The organism is Brevundimonas sp. (assembly GCF_035935935.1).
GTDB lineage: Bacteria > Pseudomonadota > Alphaproteobacteria > Caulobacterales > Caulobacteraceae > Brevundimonas.
The window spans coordinates 135,126-151,305 of sequence record NZ_DASYWO010000008.1; the positions used below are offsets into that span (position 1 = coordinate 135,126).

The window sequence follows — 16,180 nt, forward strand, 5'->3', positions numbered from 1 at the left end:
GGGGGACCAGCGCATGACCGCCGCCCCCGAAGGTCCGCCGTGGGATCCCGCCCGGTACGACCGCTTCGAAGCCGAGCGCGACCGCGCCGCGCTTGATCTGCTCGTCCGACTGCCTGCCGGTTTCGAACCGCGCACGATCCACGACCTCGGCTGCGGCACGGGGCGTCACGCCGCCCTGCTGAAGCGCCGCTGGTCGGAGGCGCAGGTCCACGGCCTCGACCGAGATCTCGCGATGCTGGACGTGTGCCGCGCCCGGCCCGAAGCCGTGATGTGGGAGCAGGGCGACGTCTCGACGTGGGCGCCCGAAGGTCGCGTCGATCTGATCTTCGCCAACGCCTCGCTGCACTGGGCGGCCGACCACGCGGCCCTGTTCCCCCGTCTTGCGGGCTTCCTGTCCGAAGGTGGCGTGCTGGCCGTGCAGATGCCCATCCAGTCCGGCACGCGTCATCATCAGGTGGTCGCCGACGTCGCCGCCGACGGTCCATGGGCGCCACGTCTCTCAAACCTGGCCCGCGCACCCCGTCCGATGCTGGCGCCCGAGGCGTATCACGACCTCCTGTCCCCCGCGTGCGGCGAGATCGACCTCTGGTCGACGACCTATCTGCATGTGCTGCACGGCGCCGACCCCATTCTCCAGTGGCTGATGGGCGCCGGACTGCGGCCGCATCTCGCGGCGCTGGCCGACGATCCGGACCTCAGCCGGGGCTTCCTGTCGCGGTTGCGCGCGGCGCTTTCCGACGCCTTCCCGGCACGAGCCTCCGGCGCGGTGCTGCTGCCGTTCCCGCGTCTGTTCCTGGTGGCGCGTCGGGGCTGACCCGCGGGCGGCGCAGATGGGTGACCGGCCCCTCCAGTTCCGCCAGCACCTGCTCGGTGGCCTGCCGCCCCGCCTTCACGGCCACGTCGAACGCCTTCCAGTCGCGGATGTCCATGCCTTCAGGCTCCGGCTGGATCAGCAGGTCGGCCCGCGCCCGCGCGTGCTCCAGCTCGGCGTCCGTGGTCAGGGTCGCCGCCCGCATCAGGACGCCGACGATCGGCGGCCCGCGCTTCCAGGCGCCCGTGGTCACCCATTTCCACCACGACGGGGGGTTCTTCAGCCCCTGCGGATCGACGCCGCGGGCCTGGCTCATGTCCACGCCGACGATCGGCCCGGCGTTGAACTGGCGCATCACGGCCGTGGGGAAGTTGTCGATCACCGCGCCGTCGACCAGCACCTGACCGTCCTGCACGACCGGCGGCATCACCCCGGGAATGCTGATCGTGGCCCGCATGGCGCGCTTCAGCGACCCCTGCCGGTGCACCTCGATCCCGCCGCGCGTCAGGTTCGTCGACACCGCGAAGAAGGGCAGGGGCATGTTCGACATCTCGACGTCGCCATAGGCCTCCTCCAGCAGCCGCTCGACCTTCCGCGACCGCGTCATGGCCACGATCGGGAAGGTGATGTCCGACAGCGGGTCGGAGTCCACGAAGGCCTTCTTCAGCCGCGCCTCCAGCTCCGCCTGGCTCCAGCCCAGCGCCGGCCCCGCCGCCACGATGGCGCCCATCGAGGCGCCGCCGACGAAGTCGAACGGCACGCCCGCCTTCCGCAGGGCGTCGATCGCGCCGACGTGGGCATAGGCTCGCGCCCCGCCGCCGGAGAGCACCAGGCCGACCGAGGTCGCCGTCACCACCCGCGCCAGCCGCTCTGCGTCGTTGGCGTCCCCGTCCTGGGCGTGGAACCAGCGTCCGGGATTCACCGCCTTCAGCCAGACCGGCGTGTTGGCGGGCCGCGGCATGCGCGCGTCGCGCAGCAGCAGCAGGTCGGTCCGGCGCCGCGCCTCCAGCTGCGGATTATGCGGGATCTTCGACACGTCCGGCGCCATCAACGGATCGCCGACGACGAACAGGCGATCCACCTGCCGCGCGCACAGGCCCGCCCACGCCGGCTCGTCCGCCTCGGCTACGTACAGGACGTAGTCGTGCGCGTCCTCCACCCGCGTGAACCACTCGGCCACGCTCGACAGGGCGGAGTGATCCACGACCTTGCAGCTGAAGCCCATCATCTCGATCGCGGCGCACAGACGCTCGACGAAGGCCCGGATCGGCCGGGGGCGGGCCGAGATGAAGCCGAACACGCTGGGCTCGGCCACCGCGCTCTTCTGGTCCCGCGCCCGGCGGATCATCAGGCGCGACAGCTCGACCATCAGGTCCGGATGGCTGCGGGCGGTGTCGAAGAAGGCGTCGCGGGGCAGGGCCAGGATTTCGGAATCCCGCAGGGCCACGACCTCGGCCGTATGGGCGGTGCCGGCCAGCATGGCCATCTCGCCCACCGGCTCTCCGGGCCGAACCACGCCCAGGAACTGCGGCGTCTCTCCGTCGCCGCCGAAGACGCCCAGTCGCCCGGCGCGCAGCAGATACAGGGTGTCCGCCGGGTCGCCCTCGCCGAACAGCCGTTCGCCGCCGGTCAGGGCGAACCAGCTGGCCCGGCTCTCCGCCTCGCGCGCGAACAGGTCGTGCAGGGCGGCGTCCAGCGTGTCGCGGCGAGCGGGGCTCATGCGCCTCACTATTGCAGATTCCTCGGCCCGGTCACGAACGGTCAGGCTTGCGCCGGGATCGATGCGTGTAGGGTGCGCAGGACAACGGAGGGAAAGCCATGCGGTTCATCGGCATCGTCGCCACGGGCGCCGTGGCCCTGTCGGCCTGCGCCACGCCGGCTCCGCAGCCGCCCGTCATGCCCATGGCCGCCGACGACGGGTGCACGCAGACCCAGGGCTATCTCGTGCTCACGGTCAGCCCGGCGCTCGCCCGGCAGGGCGCGCCCCTCACGGTCGGGGCCGCCGTCTCGCCCGCGCCGTGGTCGTCGGAGACTTTGCCCTCGCACTGCCTGTCGTCGCTGGAGGCCTCCCCCGCCGCCGTCGTGTCGATCGCGCCGGGCCGGGACGCGGTCACCATCTCCCCCGACGCCGCGCCGGGCACGGAAGTCACCCTGACTGGCCGCTATCGTCAGGACACGGGCAGCGTCCGCTTTCGCGTCGTCGGCCGCGACGAGGTCGTCCTGACCGGCACATGGCGGCAGGACCGCGTAAAATGCGATCCCGGCCACGTCCCCGGCCAGCCGCTGGCGGAACTGAAGTTCACCGACGACGGCAAATTCGGCGCGACCTGGCAGCCCTTCGAAAGCTACGTCGACTACTGGGGCTCGATTGCCTTCGATCCGGGCACAGGCGCCGTCACCCTGACGCCGACGGGCGGCAACTTCGTTCCGCCCCTGCTGGACGTGGAAGGCACGGCCCGGCTGGACGGCGACCGCCGCCTGATTCTGGAGGGCGTCTATCTCGGCGACCGCAACGAGCGGAACCTCGAACCGCGCGTCGACCCCGCGACTGGCCAGTTCGTCGTCAATCCCGACGGCAGCCTGATCGTCGACCGCCCCGTCTGCACCTACGAGTTCGTGCGCTAGGCTTGGCGGGCGACGCGGCCCCGCCTAAACCCGGTCCATGCCCAGGCTGACCTCGTCCGTCGACACGTCCTCTCCCGCCTTCAGGGCGCTTGACGCCCACAACCGCGCCCTGCGCGACGAATTGCGCGCCCGCGTGGCCACGGCCGCCCGCGGCGGCTCGGACAAGGCGCGGGATCGCCACACCTCGCGCGGCAAGCTGCTCCCCCGCGACCGGGTCGAGCGCCTGCTGGACCCCGGCTCGCCCTTCCTGGAGATTGGCCAGCTGGCCGCCTTCGGCATGTATGCGGACGAGGCCCCCGGCGCCGGCATGATCTGCGGCATCGGTCGCGTCTCGGGCCGCGAGGTCATGATCGTCGCCAACGATCCGACGGTGAAGGGCGGCGCCTACTTCCCCATGACGGTCAAGAAGCACCTGCGCGCCCAGGAGATCGCCGAACAGAACCGTCTGCCCTGCGTCTATCTGGTCGACTCCGGCGGCGCCAACCTGCCGCACCAGGCCGAGGTCTTCCCCGACCGCGACCACTTCGGCCGCATCTTCTTCAACCAGGCCCGCATGTCGGCCCGCGACATCCCCCAGATCGCCTGCGTGATGGGGTCCTGCACCGCCGGCGGCGCCTACGTCCCGGCCATGTCCGACGAGACGGTCATCGTCCGCAACCAGGGCACCATCTTCCTGGCCGGCCCGCCGCTGGTGAAGGCGGCCACCGGCGAGGTCATCTCGGCCGAGGAGCTGGGCGGCGCCGAGACCCACGGCCGCCGCTCGGGCGTCGTCGACCACGTGGCCGAGAACGACGAGCACGCGCTGGAGATCGTGCGGGCGATCGTCGCCAATCTGAACACGGTCAAGGACGTGCCGCTGGACGTGCGCGAGCCGCGCCCGCCGGCCCTGTCGGCCGAGGACCTGTACGGCATCATCCCCGACGACGTCCGCGCCCCCTATGACGTGCGCGAGGTCATCGCCCGCACCGTCGACGGCTCCGACTTCGACGAGTTCAAGCGCGACTACGGCACGACGCTGGTCTGCGGCTTCGCCCGCATCTGGGGTTATCCGGTCGCCATCCTGGCCAACAACGGCGTGCTGTTCTCCGAAAGCGCGCTGAAGGGCGCCCACTTCATCCAGCTGGCCTGCAAGCGGAAGATCCCGCTGGTCTTCCTGCAGAACATCTCCGGCTTCATGGTCGGCGGAAAGTACGAGGCCGAGGGCATCGCCAAGAACGGCGCCAAGCTGGTCACCGCCGTCGCCTCGGCCGAGGTGCCGAAGTTCACCGTCCTGATCGGCGGCAGCTTCGGCGCCGGCAACTACGGCATGTGCGGCCGCGCCTATTCTCCTCGCTTCCTCTTCACCTGGCCCAACAGCCGCATCAGCGTCATGGGCGGCGAACAGGCCGCCTCGGTGCTGGCGACGGTGCACCGCGACGCCGAGACCTGGTCGGCCGAGGACGCCGAGGCCTTCAAGTCCCCGATCCGCCAGAAGTACGAGGACGAGGGAAACCCCTACTACGCCACCGCCCGCCTCTGGGACGACGGCGTCATCGACCCCGTCCAGACGCGCGACGTGCTGGGCCTGGCGATCTCGGCGAGCCTCAATGCGCCCATCCCGGAGACGGACTTCGGCGTGTTCCGGATGTGAAGCACAGTGGCAGGACGGGCATGAACAGCATGCATCCACCGCCTGAGACTGACCATGTCGGCTGAACGAGTATTCTTGATTGTCTGGGGCGTCGGCTTGCTGCTGACGTGGCCGCCTTGGATCGCGTGGGCAATCCTGAGTCGGCAGAAAGCGGGATTCCCCTTGCTTCCTCGCGCGCCCGCGGACGCTCGTTACGTGGACAAAGCCGCCTCCGGCACGGAGCGCGGCAAGTGGCTTCCCGCCTCGAGGTGCCTCATTGTGGCGGTCACACGCAGCGAACTGTGCGTGACGCTGACGTTCCCCTTCCTCATGATTGCGCCGGTGCCGATTGCGGGCTTCGCACATCGTGTGGCGCTCAAGTACGTATCAGCCGAGCCGCATCAGGATTGGAATGGCAGCAACGTGCGGCTGGTGATCAGCGGCAGTCGCCCAGCGGTGCTGCAGTTGCGCGTGCGCGACGCTGAGCGGCTGCTGGAGGCCCTCCGAGAGCATCCCGGTCCTCGCTAAGCGACAAGGTCGTTGGCCTGGCGCAACAATGGCGCCGTCCCGCTCATCACCCCACCCGCAGCACCTTCTCCATCGCCTTCCCCTTGCCGACCTCGTCGACCAGTTTGTCCAGGCGCCGCAGCTCCTGCATGAACGGGTCTTCGATCTCCTCGACCCGATGGCCGCAGATCACGCCGGTGATCAGCACCCGGTTCGGGTTCATCGCCGGCGCGCGGTCGAAGAAATCCTGAAACGTCGTCCCGTCGGCCAGCAGGGCGTCCAGCTGCGCCTGCGAATAGCCCGTCAGCCAGCGGATCACCTGATCCACCTCCGCCCGCCCGCGCCCCGCCTTCGCGGCCTTGTTCACGTAATGCACGTGCACGCTGGCCACGCTGGTCCTGCGGACGCGTTCCTCGGCCTTCGTCGCCATGGCGAAGCTTCCCTGTCCCCTTCGGCCCTCCGCGCGTTATAGGCGACGCACCGCAGGAGACGAACATGGTCCACCCCACCGAAGACGCCGCCGACAATGCCATCGCCCATCCGCTGGTGCTGGACGCCGCGCCCGACGCGAACGACGACCTGGTCCGCATCGACGCCGGCGCCGACGGGACCGTCTTCGTCACGATCAACCGGCCGCAGAAGAGGAACGCCTTCGACGCCGCCACCATCGCCGCCCTGCACGAGGCCTTCGTCACCCTGCACGGGTCCGACGGAATCCGCGTGGTCTTCCTGCGCGGCGCGGGCGGAACCTTCTGCGCCGGCGCAGACCTCGAATGGATGCGCGACGCGGTGGACTGGTCCGAGGGCGACAACCGCGACGATGCCATGGGTCTGGCGAAGATGCTCAAGGCGCTGCACGACGTCCCGGCCCTGACCGTGGCCCTGGTCGAGGGCGCGGCCATGGGCGGGGGCGCGGGCCTGGTCGCCGCCTGCGACATGGCCGTGGCGGTCAAGGGCGCGAAGTTCGCCTTCAGCGAGGTCAGGCTGGGCCTGATCCCCGCCACCATCGCGCCCTACGTCGTCGAGGCCGTCGGGCCCCGCAAGGCGCGCCAGCTGTTCCTCACCGCCAATGTGTTCGACGCCGACTACGCGGCCCACATCGGCCTGATCGACATGGTCCTGCCCGACGCCGCCGCGCTGGACGGCATGATCGGCACGCTGAGCGACTCCCTGCGCGCCAACGCGCCCGGCGCGATGGGCGAGTCGAAGCGTCTGGTCCACCACGTGGCCGGCAAGCATGTCGACTCCTCCCTGATGGACGACACGGCCCGCCGCATCGCCCGCGCCCGCGTCTCCGACGAGGGTCAGGAAGGCGTCCGCGCCTTCCTCGACAAGCGCAAGCCCCACTGGGCGGAGTGACGGTGGCGCGTTCCCGGCGGCCACGCTAGGAACGCGACATGTTCAAGTCCGTCCTGGTCGCCAACCGCGGCGAGATCGCCTGCCGCGTCTTCCGCACCGCCCGCCGCATGGGCCTCCGCACCATCGCGGTCCACTCGGAGGCCGACGCCGACGCCCTGCACGTGGGCGAGGCGGATCAGGCCGTCCTGATCGGTCCGGCCCCGGCGCGCGACAGCTATCTGGACGCCGTCAAGGTGCTGCAGGCGGCGAAAGACACCGGCGCCGAGGCCATCCACCCCGGCTACGGCTTCCTGTCGGAAAACGCCGACTTCGCAGAGGCGGTCGAGGCAGCGGGCCTGATCTGGATCGGCCCCAAGCCCCACTCCATCCGCGCCATGGGCCTGAAGGACGCGGCCAAGAAGCTGATGATCGAGGCCGGCGTGCCCGTCACCCCCGGCTATCAGGGCGAGGATCAGTCCATAGAAACCCTGACGGCTGAGGCGCAGCGCATCGGCTTCCCCGTCCTGATCAAGGCGGTCGCCGGCGGCGGCGGCAAGGGCATGAAGCTGGTCGAACGCGCCGAGGATTTCGCCGACGGCCTGGCCTCCGCCCAGCGCGAGGGCCAGTCCTCCTTCGGCGACCCGCGCGTCCTGATCGAGAGCTACATCACCCGCCCGCGCCACATCGAGGTGCAGGTCTTCGGCGACGGCAGGGGCGAGGTCGTCCACCTGTTCGAACGCGACTGCTCCCTGCAACGCCGCCACCAGAAGGTGATCGAGGAGGCCCCGGCCCCCGGCATGGACGCCGCGACGCGCGACGCCGTCACCGCCGCCGCCGTCCGCGCGGCCAAGGCCGTCGACTACCGCGGCGCCGGCACCATCGAGTTCATCGCCGACGCTTCCGACGGCCTGCGCGCCGACCGCATCTGGTTCATGGAGATGAACACCCGCCTGCAGGTCGAACACCCGGTCACCGAAGCCATCACCGGCGTCGACCTGGTCGAATGGCAGTTCCGCGTCGCCGCGGGCGAACCGATCCCGCTGAAGCAGGAGGAACTGTCGATCAAAGGCTGGGCCATGGAGGCCCGCCTCTACGCCGAAGACCCCGCGACCGGCTTCCTGCCCAGCATCGGCAAGCTGGAGCATTTCATCCTCCCCCGCGCAGCGGGGGAGGGGGACCGCGAAGCGGTGGAGGGGGCGGCTACGCGCTCCGTCCGCGTCGACACCGGCGCCTATGAGGGCGGCGAGGTCAGCCAATTCTACGACCCCATGATCGCCAAGCTGATCGTGCATGAGGACACCCGCGAGGCCGCGGCCCAGGCCCTCGCCGACGCCTGCGCCCAGGTCGAGGTCTGGCCCGTCCGCACCAACGCCGGCTTCCTCGTGCGGTGCCTGGAACACCCCCGCTTCGTCTCCGGCGACGTCGACACCGGCTTCATCGCGGCGGAGGGGGAGGGGCTTATGCCGACAAGCAGCCCGGAACGCGCGCTCGCGGCTGTCGGGCTCTATGCTGAGAAGCATTACGAACCGGGTTCCGAGCCGCGCCACAATGACTACGGAGCGTGGGACGCGACCACCGGAGCGCTCGGGTTTCGTCTCAACGCTGAGCCGCGCGGCCTGTGGGTTCTAGAGATGGACGGCGAGCGCGTCGAGCGCGACGCTATTTCGGCTCAGTCCCACGACTCGACCTGGCTGGTCCAAGTGAACGGCAAGCGCGTCCCCGTCCGCTACGACTGTGGGAACTGGGGCCACGGCTCCGTCTTCGTCGGCGACCGCACGTTCGGCCAGAACATGGTCGGCGACGATCTGGTGCTGTTCGATCGGGGGCAGGCCGTACGCATCACGCCGCCCCAGGTCTCCGGGGCGAGCGGCTCCGCCGCCGCCTCCGACGGCGCCCTGCGCGCCCCCATGCCGGGCAAGATCGTCTCCGTCCCGATCAAGGCCGGCGACGCGGTGACCAAGGGTCAGCCCGTCGTGGCGCTCGAGGCCATGAAGATGGAACACGCCCTGACCGCCCCCTTCGACGGCACGGTCGAGGCCATCAACGTGACCGCAGGCGACCAGGTCGCCGCCGACGCCGTGCTGGCGGTGGTGAAGGCGAAGGACTGATCCTTCTCTTGCAAGGAGAGACGGATTCCGTCGGCCGGCGCCGCCGAACTGCGATGACCCACACCGTTTTCTCCAGCGGGATCAGCGCCCCCTCGAAAACTTCGACGTCGGCGTCGACGTCGCTCCGGACCTGACCCACCCTCCTTTCGTCCCGTCGCACCGGAGGGCTCGTGAGGCCTGCGACCTTGCGGCGGCGGGAGCGTGTGGAGCGGGGCTCGCCGCCTTCGGGCGGCGGGGCCGACGGGTCTCACCAAGAGATGAGATCCGGCAAGGGTCGAGGGGGATACTCGGACCGATCCGGCAGACGTCGCAGGACGTCGCCGCCCGCCGGAGGCGACCGCGGTAAGGCGTGAACAGCGCCACCCGACGCGGGCTTCCGGAAAACCATGCGCGCGGAGCGTCACGCGAAGCCGAAACGGTAAAACTTATCTTCTCCGGGCTTCGCGCCCGGCGCTCCGCCCGCCCTCCAACCTCGCCGTCTCGCGGCGGGGCGCTCAGCCGTGCCCGGCGGGCGCGCCCAGTCCCACGCCGCCGACGGGCGTCGTCGTCACCGCGTCGGAGAAGTCGGCGATCAGCGGCCGGCCCTTCTGGATCGCCGCCCTGACCTCCGGCGTCTGCAGCGAGGCCTGATGCGACGCCGCGTCGGTCCAGACCTCGGTCACCCAGATGGCGTCCGCGTCCTCCGGGTCGTGCGCGACGACGTAGCTCAGACAGCCGGGCATGCGGCCCAGTCCTTCCAGAAGGACGGCGGTCAGCTCGTCCCGTCTGCCCGCATGGGCCGTCATCTTGCCGATCAGTCCGTACATCGTGCCCTCCGCGCGCGCCGGCGGGGCCAGTCCGAGGACCGCCAGGCCCGCCGCCCCCGCCAGAAATCCGCGCCTGCCCGTCATCGGCGCACGATAGCGCATCCGGCCCCTTGGCGCCGGAGGAAATCGGGGCCAGATGCGCCCTCCCATGTCGTCCCTCCACCTCATCAAACTGTGCGTCGGCGTCTCCGACGTCGACTGGCTGGAGCGCCGCGCCGCCGGCGGCGCGCCTCTCGTGGTGCACACCCGCATGACGCCCAAGCGCGCCCAGGAGGTCGAGGAGGGCGGCTCCCTTTACTGGGTGATCAAGGGCACGGTCGCCTGTCGCCAGCCCATCCGCGAGATCGTCACACGCGGCGAGGGCAAGGCGTCGCGCTGCGAGATCCTGCTGGAGCCGCAGGTGATCCGCACCGCGCCGCTGGGCCGCCGCCCCTTCCAGGGCTGGCGCTACCTCGACCCGCGCGACGCCCCCGCCGACCTGACCTCGGCCGGCGTCACCGACCTGCCCGACGATCTGGTGCGCGAGCTGCGCGATCTGGGGGCGTGGTGAGCGCATGACCGGCCTCAGCCCCGAAACCCGCACGGCGACGCGCGATCTGGCCCGGCTGGCCTGGCCGGTCGTCATGGCGCGCCTCGGCGTCATGACCATGGGCCTGACCGACGCCATCGTCGTCGGCAACTTCGCCAGCCGCGAACTGGCCTTCCATTCGCTGGCCTGGGCCCCGACCTCCGTCGTCCTGACCACCGCCGTCGGTCTGATGATGGGCGTGCAGGTCATGGCCGCCCGCATGCTGGGCGAGGGCCGGCCTCACGACGTCGGCGCGGTGCTGCGCCGGGGGATCGTGTTCGCCCTGCAGATCGGCCTCGGCTCGGCCCTGCTGCTGATCCTGCTGGGCCCGATCGGCCTGCGCGCCGCGGGGCTGGAGGCCGGTCTGGCGGAGGGCGCCTCGCCGGCCCTGATCGTGTTCTCGCTGTCGCTGCCCTTCTACCTGCTCTCGGCCACGGCCCAGCTGTTCATCGAGGCGCTGGGCAAGCCGAAGATGAGCATGGCCGCCATCTGGGTCGCCAATGTCGTAAACCTCGCGCTGAACCTGCTGCTGGTGCCGGACCTGATGGGGCTGGGCGTCGACGGCGCGGTCGCCTCCGCCTGGGCCACCTTCGGCGCCCGCGCGGCGCTGGCCGCCTTCCTCCTGATCTACATCCTGCGCCTGCCGGAGGCGCAGGCACTGGGCATATTCTCGAAGCCCCGCCCCGATCCGGCCGCCGCGCGCGATCAGCTGAAGATCGGCGCCGGCGCGGGCTCCAGCTACTTCATCGAGGTGTCGGCCTTCGCCGCCATGACCCTGTTCGCCGGCCGGCTCGGCGCCGACGAGACCGCCGCCTGGGCCGTCGTCATCAACGTCTCGGCCATCGTCTTCATGGTGCCGATGGGCCTGTCCTCGGCCACCGCCGTGCTGGTGGGACGCGCGTACGGCGCCTCCGACGGCCGCGGCGTGATGCGGGCGGGGCTGGTGGGCGTCGGCGTGGTCTCCGCCGTGACCCTGATGATCGCCCTTATCGTCTGGCCCGGCGCCGGTCTGGTCGTCGGGGCCTACGGTCGGGACCCGGCGCTGCTGGCCATCGCCGTCCCGGCCCTGATCCTCGCCACCCTGTTCTTCGTGGCCGACGGCATCCAGGTCGTGGCCGCCTCGGCCAACCGCGCCGCCGGCGACGTCTGGTGGCCCACCATCATGCACTTCACCGCCTACGGCGCGATCATGATGCCCCTGGGCTGGTGGCTGGCGCCGCGCCTCGGCGTCGACGGTCTAGTCTGGGCCGTGATCGTCGCCAGTCTGATCTCCGCCAGCCTGCTGACCGGCCGCTTCGTCCGCATCGCCCGGCGGCTGGCCTAGCGTTGGGTGAAGCGCAGCACATTGCCGTCGGGATCGTCGGCGTAGAATTCGCGGGTCCCCCAGGTCTGGTTCAAGGGCCCTTGGTGCACCGGCGAATCCGGCTTGCCCGAGGGGTCGAGCCCCCGAGCACGGAAGCCCGCGAACAGGGCGTCGACGTCCGCGACTTCGACCACCACCGCCTGGCCCGGAACGCCGTCCCCCGCATGACTGGAAAGATTGATCACGTGCCCCTCCCGCTCCAGCCAGGCGAACCCGGGGTCTGTCAGAACCGACCATTCCTCCCGGACCCGAAAGTCCAGGATCTCGGTGTAGAACTTCACGGACGTCGCGATCCGCGCGCATTTCACGGTGGGGATGATGGCCATCTTCGACCTCCTGAGGCGGGGCGGGTGACGGCTTGGCCTCACCCCTCTATATGCCACACCTTCCCCCAATCTCCCCGGACGTCATGGCCCGCATCCTCGTCACCTCGGCGCTGCCCTACATCAACGGCATCAAGCATCTGGGGAACCTGGCGGGCTCGATGCTGCCCGCCGACGTCTGGAGCCGGTTCAAGCGGGCGCAGGGGCACGACGTCCTCTACATCTGCGCCACCGACGAGCACGGCACGCCCGCCGAACTGGCCGCCGCCGCCGCCGGCCAGGACGTGCGGACCTACTGCGACGAGCAGCACGAGATCCAGAAGCGGGCGGGCGAGGCCTTCGGGCTCAGCTACGACTGGTTCGGCCGCAGCTCCAACGCGCCCAACCGCCGCCTGACCCAGCACTTCGCGAACATTCTGGAGGCCAACGGCTACATAGAGGAACGCGTCGACCGGATGATCTACTCCGTCGACGACGCCCGCTTCCTGCCCGACCGCTACGTCGAGGGGACCTGTCCCCATTGCGGCCACGTGGGGGCCCGCGGGGACCAGTGCGACAACTGCGGCCGCCTGCTGGACCCGACTGACCTGATCGACCCCTATTCGGCGGTGTCCGGCAGCCGGAATCTCGAGGTCCGCGACACCCGCCACCTCTATCTGCTGCAGACGAAGCTGGAGGGCGCCATCCGCGACTGGATCGGCTCCAAGTCGGGCTGGCAGACGCTGGCGAAGTCCATCGCGCTGAAGCACCTCGACGAGGGCCTGATCGACCGCGGCATCACCCGCGACCTGAAGTGGGGCGTCCCCGTGGTCGGCCACGACGGCGCCCCGCGCCCCGGCATGGAAGGGAAGGTGTTCTACGTCTGGTTCGACGCCCCCATCGAATACGTGGGCGCCACCGAGGAGTGGGCCGACGCCACCGGCGGCGACTGGAAATCCTGGTGGCGGCTGGACGCGGGCGCGGACGACGTCCGCTACGTCCAGTTCATGGGCAAGGACAACGTCGCCTTCCACACCGTCAGTTTCCCGGCCACCATTCTGGGCTCTGGCGAGCCGTGGAAGACGGTCGACCAGCTCAAGGCCTTCAACTGGCTGAACTGGTATGGCGGCAAGTTCTCGACCAGCCAGAAACGCGGCGTCTTCATGGACCAGGCGCTGGAACTGCTGCCGGCGGACTACTGGCGCTGGCATCTGACCGCCTATGGTCCCGAGCACTCCGACACCGCCTTCACCTGGGAGCAGTTCCAGGCCGCCGTGAACAAGGATCTGGCCGACGTGCTGGGCAATTTCGTCAACCGCATCGTCAAGTTCACGGAGTCGAAGTTCGACGGCGTGGTGCCCGACGGCGGTGAGCCGGGCCCCGTCGAGGCGCAGCTCGAGACTGACCTGCGCGCCGCGATCGCCGAGGCGACGGAGCAGTTCGAGGCCATGGAGTTCCGCAAGGCCGCCGCCGCCGTCCGCGCCGCCTGGGTTCTCGGCAACGAGTACCTGCAGGTCGCGGCCCCGTGGACCGCGCTGAAGACCGACCGCGACGCCGCCGCCGTCGGCGTTCGCACCGGCCTGAACCTGGTCGCCCTGTTCGCCCGCCTGGCCGCGCCGATCCTGCCGTTCGCGGCGGAGAGGATCGCGACCTCCGTGGGCGCGACCGACCTCACCTGGCCCGCCGCGGACGAGGCGTGGCTGACCGCCGTGCCCGCCGGCCGACCGGTCGCGCATCAGGGCGTGCTGTTCGCCAAGATCGAGGACGCCCAGGTCGCGGAGTGGTCCGCCCGCTTCGGCGGCGCCGCATAGGGAAAAGGGCCCGGATCGCTCCGGGCCCCCTTCGATCACTGCGCCGGGACCTCGACCGGCGGCGGCGCGTCGCCCGGTCGGGTCGGCGTCGGCGGTCCGGGCAGCGCGCTGTCCTCGCTGCGCATCCCCTTCAGGTGCTTGGCCACCTCCTTTTCGGGAATCTCGAGGAAGCCGGGCGCCGAGGCGTTGTAGGCCTCGAGGTTGCCCGTCCGGACCACCACCGAACGGTAGCCGTCCCAGATCATGTGCAGGGCGACGTACAGGACGATGACCAGACCGACGTAAGCGATCCAGCGATGGCGGTTCAGCATCTTGGCGATGAAGGTCGCCGCCACGCCCATCAGGGCGATCGACAGGATCAGGCCGAAGACCATGATCCAGGGATGCGCATGCGCCGCGCCGGCCACGGCCAGCACGTTGTCCAGACTCATCGTCACGTCGGCGATCATGATCTGCAGCAGCGCGGCGCCGAAGCTCTTGCGCTTCAGGCCCAGCTCCTCGGGCGACGGGCCCTTGCCGTGCTCGATCTGCATGGCCAGCTCCAGCTCGTGCTCGGCCTCGGCCTGATCGTGCGTGGCCTGCTCCCGCAGCTCGCGCCACATCTTCCAGCACACCCAGAGCAGCAGGAAGCCCCCCGCCAGCAGCAGGCCGACGATCGCCAGCAGCTGCACGGTGATCAGGGCGAAGCCGATGCGCATGACCACCGCTGCGGCCAGACCGATCAGGATGGCCTTGCGGCGCTGCTCCGCCGGCAGGGCCGCGGCGGCCAGCCCCACGGCCACGGCGTTGTCGCCGGCCAGGACGAGATCGATCATCAGCACCTGACCGAGCGCGGTCAGGGCGGCGGGGGTGAAGAGCTCGGCGAATTCCATGGGCGGCCTCTAGGGCAGGGGAGGGCAGTCAGGCAAGCCGTGGCGCCGCGTCAGGTTCCGCGGCGAGGACGGGTCGCCTCATACAGCGCCACCGCCGCGGCGTTCGACACGTTCAGACTCTCGAACCCGCCAGGCATCGGAATGCGCGCCAGCACGTCGCAGTGCTCGGCCACCAGCCGGCGGATGCCGTCGCCTTCGGATCCCATGATCAGCACCGTCGGACCTCCGTCCAGCGCGTCGGCCAGATCCACGTCCGTCGACCCGTCCAGCCCCACGGCGCGCCAGCCGGCTTCGGCCAGGGTCTCCAGCGCCCGGCTGAGGTTGGTCACCCGGGCATGGAGCAACCGCTCCGTGGCGCCCACGGCGGCCTTGGCCAGCGCGCCCGCCAGCGCCGGCGAATGCCGGTCCTGCACCACGACGCCGCGCGCGCCGAAGGCCAGCGCCGAGCGGAAGATCGCGCCGACGTTCTGGGGGTCGGTGATCTGGTCCAGCATGACGATCACGCCCTGGGCCGGATCGGCCAGCTCGGACAGCGGCACGCCCTCCAGCGGCGCGACCTTGAAGACGAATCCCTGGTGCACCGCGCCCGGCGGCAGCATCCGCGCGATCTCGGCGCCGTCCATCACCTCGGCGCGGTGGCCGTGCGGTGCCAGACCACCGTCCTCGATCTCGGCGGCGCGTTCCGGCGTCGCGATCAGCCGGCCCATCCCCCTGCGCGCCGGATTCGCCAGCGCCGCCAGAACCGGATGCCGACCCCACAGCAAATGGTCGGGATCGACCCTGCCCCGCGCCGCCCTGTCGCCGTCCGCGCGGCGCGTCCTGCCCGCGTCCGGGCCCGTGGCGGCGGCCTTCTGAGGTCCGTGCGGCGGGCCTTTCGGCCGGCCTGAAAAGGCCCTTTTCCGGTCGTTGCGTTCGCGTTTCGACGACACTATAAGACGCGCTCCGATTTGGGGCCCCTAGGGTTTTCCGGGTCCGGCGCCCCTCTAAACCAGGCGTCGCGGGATGCCGAGGCCTTTCGTCCGACGCCGAACAAGCGCCGGGCGCCCGATGAGGTTTCATGACGCGCGCTGGGGGAATGTCCCGAGCGGCAAAGGGGGGGGACTGTAAATCCCCTGCGTAAGCTTCGCAGGTTCGAGTCCTGCTTCCCCCACCACGCGCGTCGCGAAACCCGTCTGGAGGCGCTCCGAAGCGAATGCGGGTATAGCACAATGGTAGTGCAGCAGCCTTCCAAGCTGAGGATGTCGGTTCGATCCCGTCTACCCGCTCCAGATTTTGAACGCTGACAACCGCCCACCTTCCGGGCCGCAGGAGTTTTGGCCATGGCCAAGGAAAAGTTCGAACGCACGAAGCCGCACTGCAACATCGGCACGATCGGTCACGTGGATCACGGCAAGACGACGCTGACGGCGGCGATCACGATGACGCTGGCGAAGTCGGGCGGCGCGACGGCGAAGAAGTAC

Annotated in this window: 16 protein-coding genes and 2 tRNA genes; 12 read left to right on the top strand and 6 right to left on the bottom strand. The window is 70.4% G+C overall.

From position 1 onward, the window contains the following. Nucleotides 1–13: 13 nt before the first annotated feature. Entirely contained in the window at nucleotides 14–814 is an 801-nt protein-coding gene (locus VGR32_RS09020) for a methyltransferase domain-containing protein (RefSeq protein WP_327449884.1), read from the top strand. On the opposite strand, the gene VGR32_RS09025 is transcribed toward VGR32_RS09020, so the two are convergent. Further along, nucleotides 696–2,531, bottom strand: coding sequence for a patatin-like phospholipase family protein (locus VGR32_RS09025; RefSeq protein ID WP_327449885.1), 1,836 nt, complete (start codon nucleotides 2,529–2,531; stop codon nucleotides 696–698). The genes VGR32_RS09020 and VGR32_RS09025 overlap by 119 nt on opposite strands. A gap of 98 nt (nucleotides 2,532–2,629) precedes the next feature. On the opposite strand from VGR32_RS09025, the gene VGR32_RS09030 reads away from it, so the two are divergent. The 3 genes from VGR32_RS09030 to VGR32_RS09040 all read left to right on the top strand — a co-directional run bounded on the left by VGR32_RS09030 (nucleotide 2,630) and on the right by VGR32_RS09040 (nucleotide 5,573). Beyond that, nucleotides 2,630–3,436, top strand: coding sequence for a hypothetical protein (locus VGR32_RS09030; protein WP_327449886.1), 807 nt, complete (start codon nucleotides 2,630–2,632; stop codon nucleotides 3,434–3,436). Between the two features lie 37 nt (nucleotides 3,437–3,473). Continuing rightward, nucleotides 3,474–5,066, top strand: coding sequence for a carboxyl transferase domain-containing protein (locus tag VGR32_RS09035; RefSeq protein WP_327449887.1), 1,593 nt, complete (start codon nucleotides 3,474–3,476; stop codon nucleotides 5,064–5,066). Between the two features lie 195 nt (nucleotides 5,067–5,261). After that, entirely contained in the window at nucleotides 5,262–5,573 is a 312-nt protein-coding gene (locus VGR32_RS09040) for a hypothetical protein (protein ID WP_327449888.1), read from the top strand. Nucleotides 5,574–5,619: 46 nt separating this feature from the next. Here VGR32_RS09040 and VGR32_RS09045 read toward each other — a convergent pair whose 3' ends face one another. After that, nucleotides 5,620–5,982 (bottom strand): DUF2200 domain-containing protein, encoded by a 363-nt coding sequence (locus VGR32_RS09045; protein ID WP_327449889.1) that lies wholly within the window; start codon nucleotides 5,980–5,982, stop codon nucleotides 5,620–5,622. Nucleotides 5,983–6,047: 65 nt separating this feature from the next. Between VGR32_RS09045 and VGR32_RS09050 the strand changes: the two genes are divergently transcribed. Further along, the gene (locus tag VGR32_RS09050; protein ID WP_327449890.1) at nucleotides 6,048–6,911 is read left to right on the top strand and encodes an enoyl-CoA hydratase-related protein; all 864 of its coding nucleotides are present in this window, start codon (nucleotides 6,048–6,050) and stop codon (nucleotides 6,909–6,911) included. Between the two features lie 38 nt (nucleotides 6,912–6,949). Continuing rightward, nucleotides 6,950–8,998, top strand: a complete 2,049-nt coding sequence (locus VGR32_RS09055; RefSeq protein WP_327449891.1) for an acetyl/propionyl/methylcrotonyl-CoA carboxylase subunit alpha — start codon at nucleotides 6,950–6,952, stop codon at nucleotides 8,996–8,998. Nucleotides 8,999–9,492: 494 nt separating this feature from the next. On the opposite strand, the gene VGR32_RS09060 is transcribed toward VGR32_RS09055, so the two are convergent. Next, entirely contained in the window at nucleotides 9,493–9,888 is a 396-nt protein-coding gene (locus tag VGR32_RS09060; RefSeq protein ID WP_327449892.1) for a putative quinol monooxygenase, read from the bottom strand. 64 nt (nucleotides 9,889–9,952) lie between these two features. On the opposite strand from VGR32_RS09060, the gene VGR32_RS09065 reads away from it, so the two are divergent. Together VGR32_RS09065 and VGR32_RS09070 are read left to right on the top strand one after the other, a co-directional pair. Then, the gene (locus VGR32_RS09065) at nucleotides 9,953–10,354 is read left to right on the top strand and encodes a DUF1489 domain-containing protein (RefSeq protein ID WP_327449893.1); all 402 of its coding nucleotides are present in this window, start codon (nucleotides 9,953–9,955) and stop codon (nucleotides 10,352–10,354) included. 4 nt (nucleotides 10,355–10,358) lie between these two features. After that, nucleotides 10,359–11,696, top strand: a complete 1,338-nt coding sequence (locus VGR32_RS09070; protein ID WP_327449894.1) for an MATE family efflux transporter — start codon at nucleotides 10,359–10,361, stop codon at nucleotides 11,694–11,696. Here the strand turns inward: VGR32_RS09070 and VGR32_RS09075 are convergent. Then, nucleotides 11,693–12,061 carry a glyoxalase superfamily protein gene (locus VGR32_RS09075; RefSeq protein WP_327449895.1) on the bottom strand — a complete coding sequence of 123 codons (369 nt, stop codon included), beginning with the start codon at nucleotides 12,059–12,061 and terminating at the stop codon, nucleotides 11,693–11,695. The two genes, VGR32_RS09070 and VGR32_RS09075, sit on opposite strands and share 4 nt — an antisense overlap. Before the next feature lie 83 nt (nucleotides 12,062–12,144). Between VGR32_RS09075 and metG the strand changes: the two genes are divergently transcribed. Further along, nucleotides 12,145–13,848, top strand: coding sequence for a methionine--tRNA ligase (gene metG, locus VGR32_RS09080; protein WP_327449896.1), 1,704 nt, complete (start codon nucleotides 12,145–12,147; stop codon nucleotides 13,846–13,848). A 35-nt stretch (nucleotides 13,849–13,883) separates the two neighbouring features. On the opposite strand, the gene VGR32_RS09085 is transcribed toward metG, so the two are convergent. Then, nucleotides 13,884–14,720 carry a TerC family protein gene (locus tag VGR32_RS09085; RefSeq protein ID WP_327449897.1) on the bottom strand — a complete coding sequence of 279 codons (837 nt, stop codon included), beginning with the start codon at nucleotides 14,718–14,720 and terminating at the stop codon, nucleotides 13,884–13,886. Nucleotides 14,721–14,770: 50 nt separating this feature from the next. Continuing rightward, nucleotides 14,771–15,649 carry a 23S rRNA (guanosine(2251)-2'-O)-methyltransferase RlmB gene (rlmB, locus tag VGR32_RS09090; protein WP_414642903.1) on the bottom strand — a complete coding sequence of 293 codons (879 nt, stop codon included), beginning with the start codon at nucleotides 15,647–15,649 and terminating at the stop codon, nucleotides 14,771–14,773. Nucleotides 15,650–15,789: 140 nt separating this feature from the next. On the opposite strand from rlmB, the gene VGR32_RS09095 reads away from it, so the two are divergent. The 3 genes from VGR32_RS09095 to VGR32_RS09105 all read left to right on the top strand — a co-directional run. After that, nucleotides 15,790–15,873: transfer RNA gene (locus VGR32_RS09095), tRNA-Tyr, on the top strand. A gap of 41 nt (nucleotides 15,874–15,914) precedes the next feature. After that, nucleotides 15,915–15,988, top strand: a tRNA-Gly gene (locus VGR32_RS09100). Nucleotides 15,989–16,039: 51 nt separating this feature from the next. Beyond that, on the top strand, nucleotides 16,040–16,180 hold a 141-nt coding region (locus VGR32_RS09105), incomplete at its 3' end, for a GTP-binding protein (protein WP_293523924.1).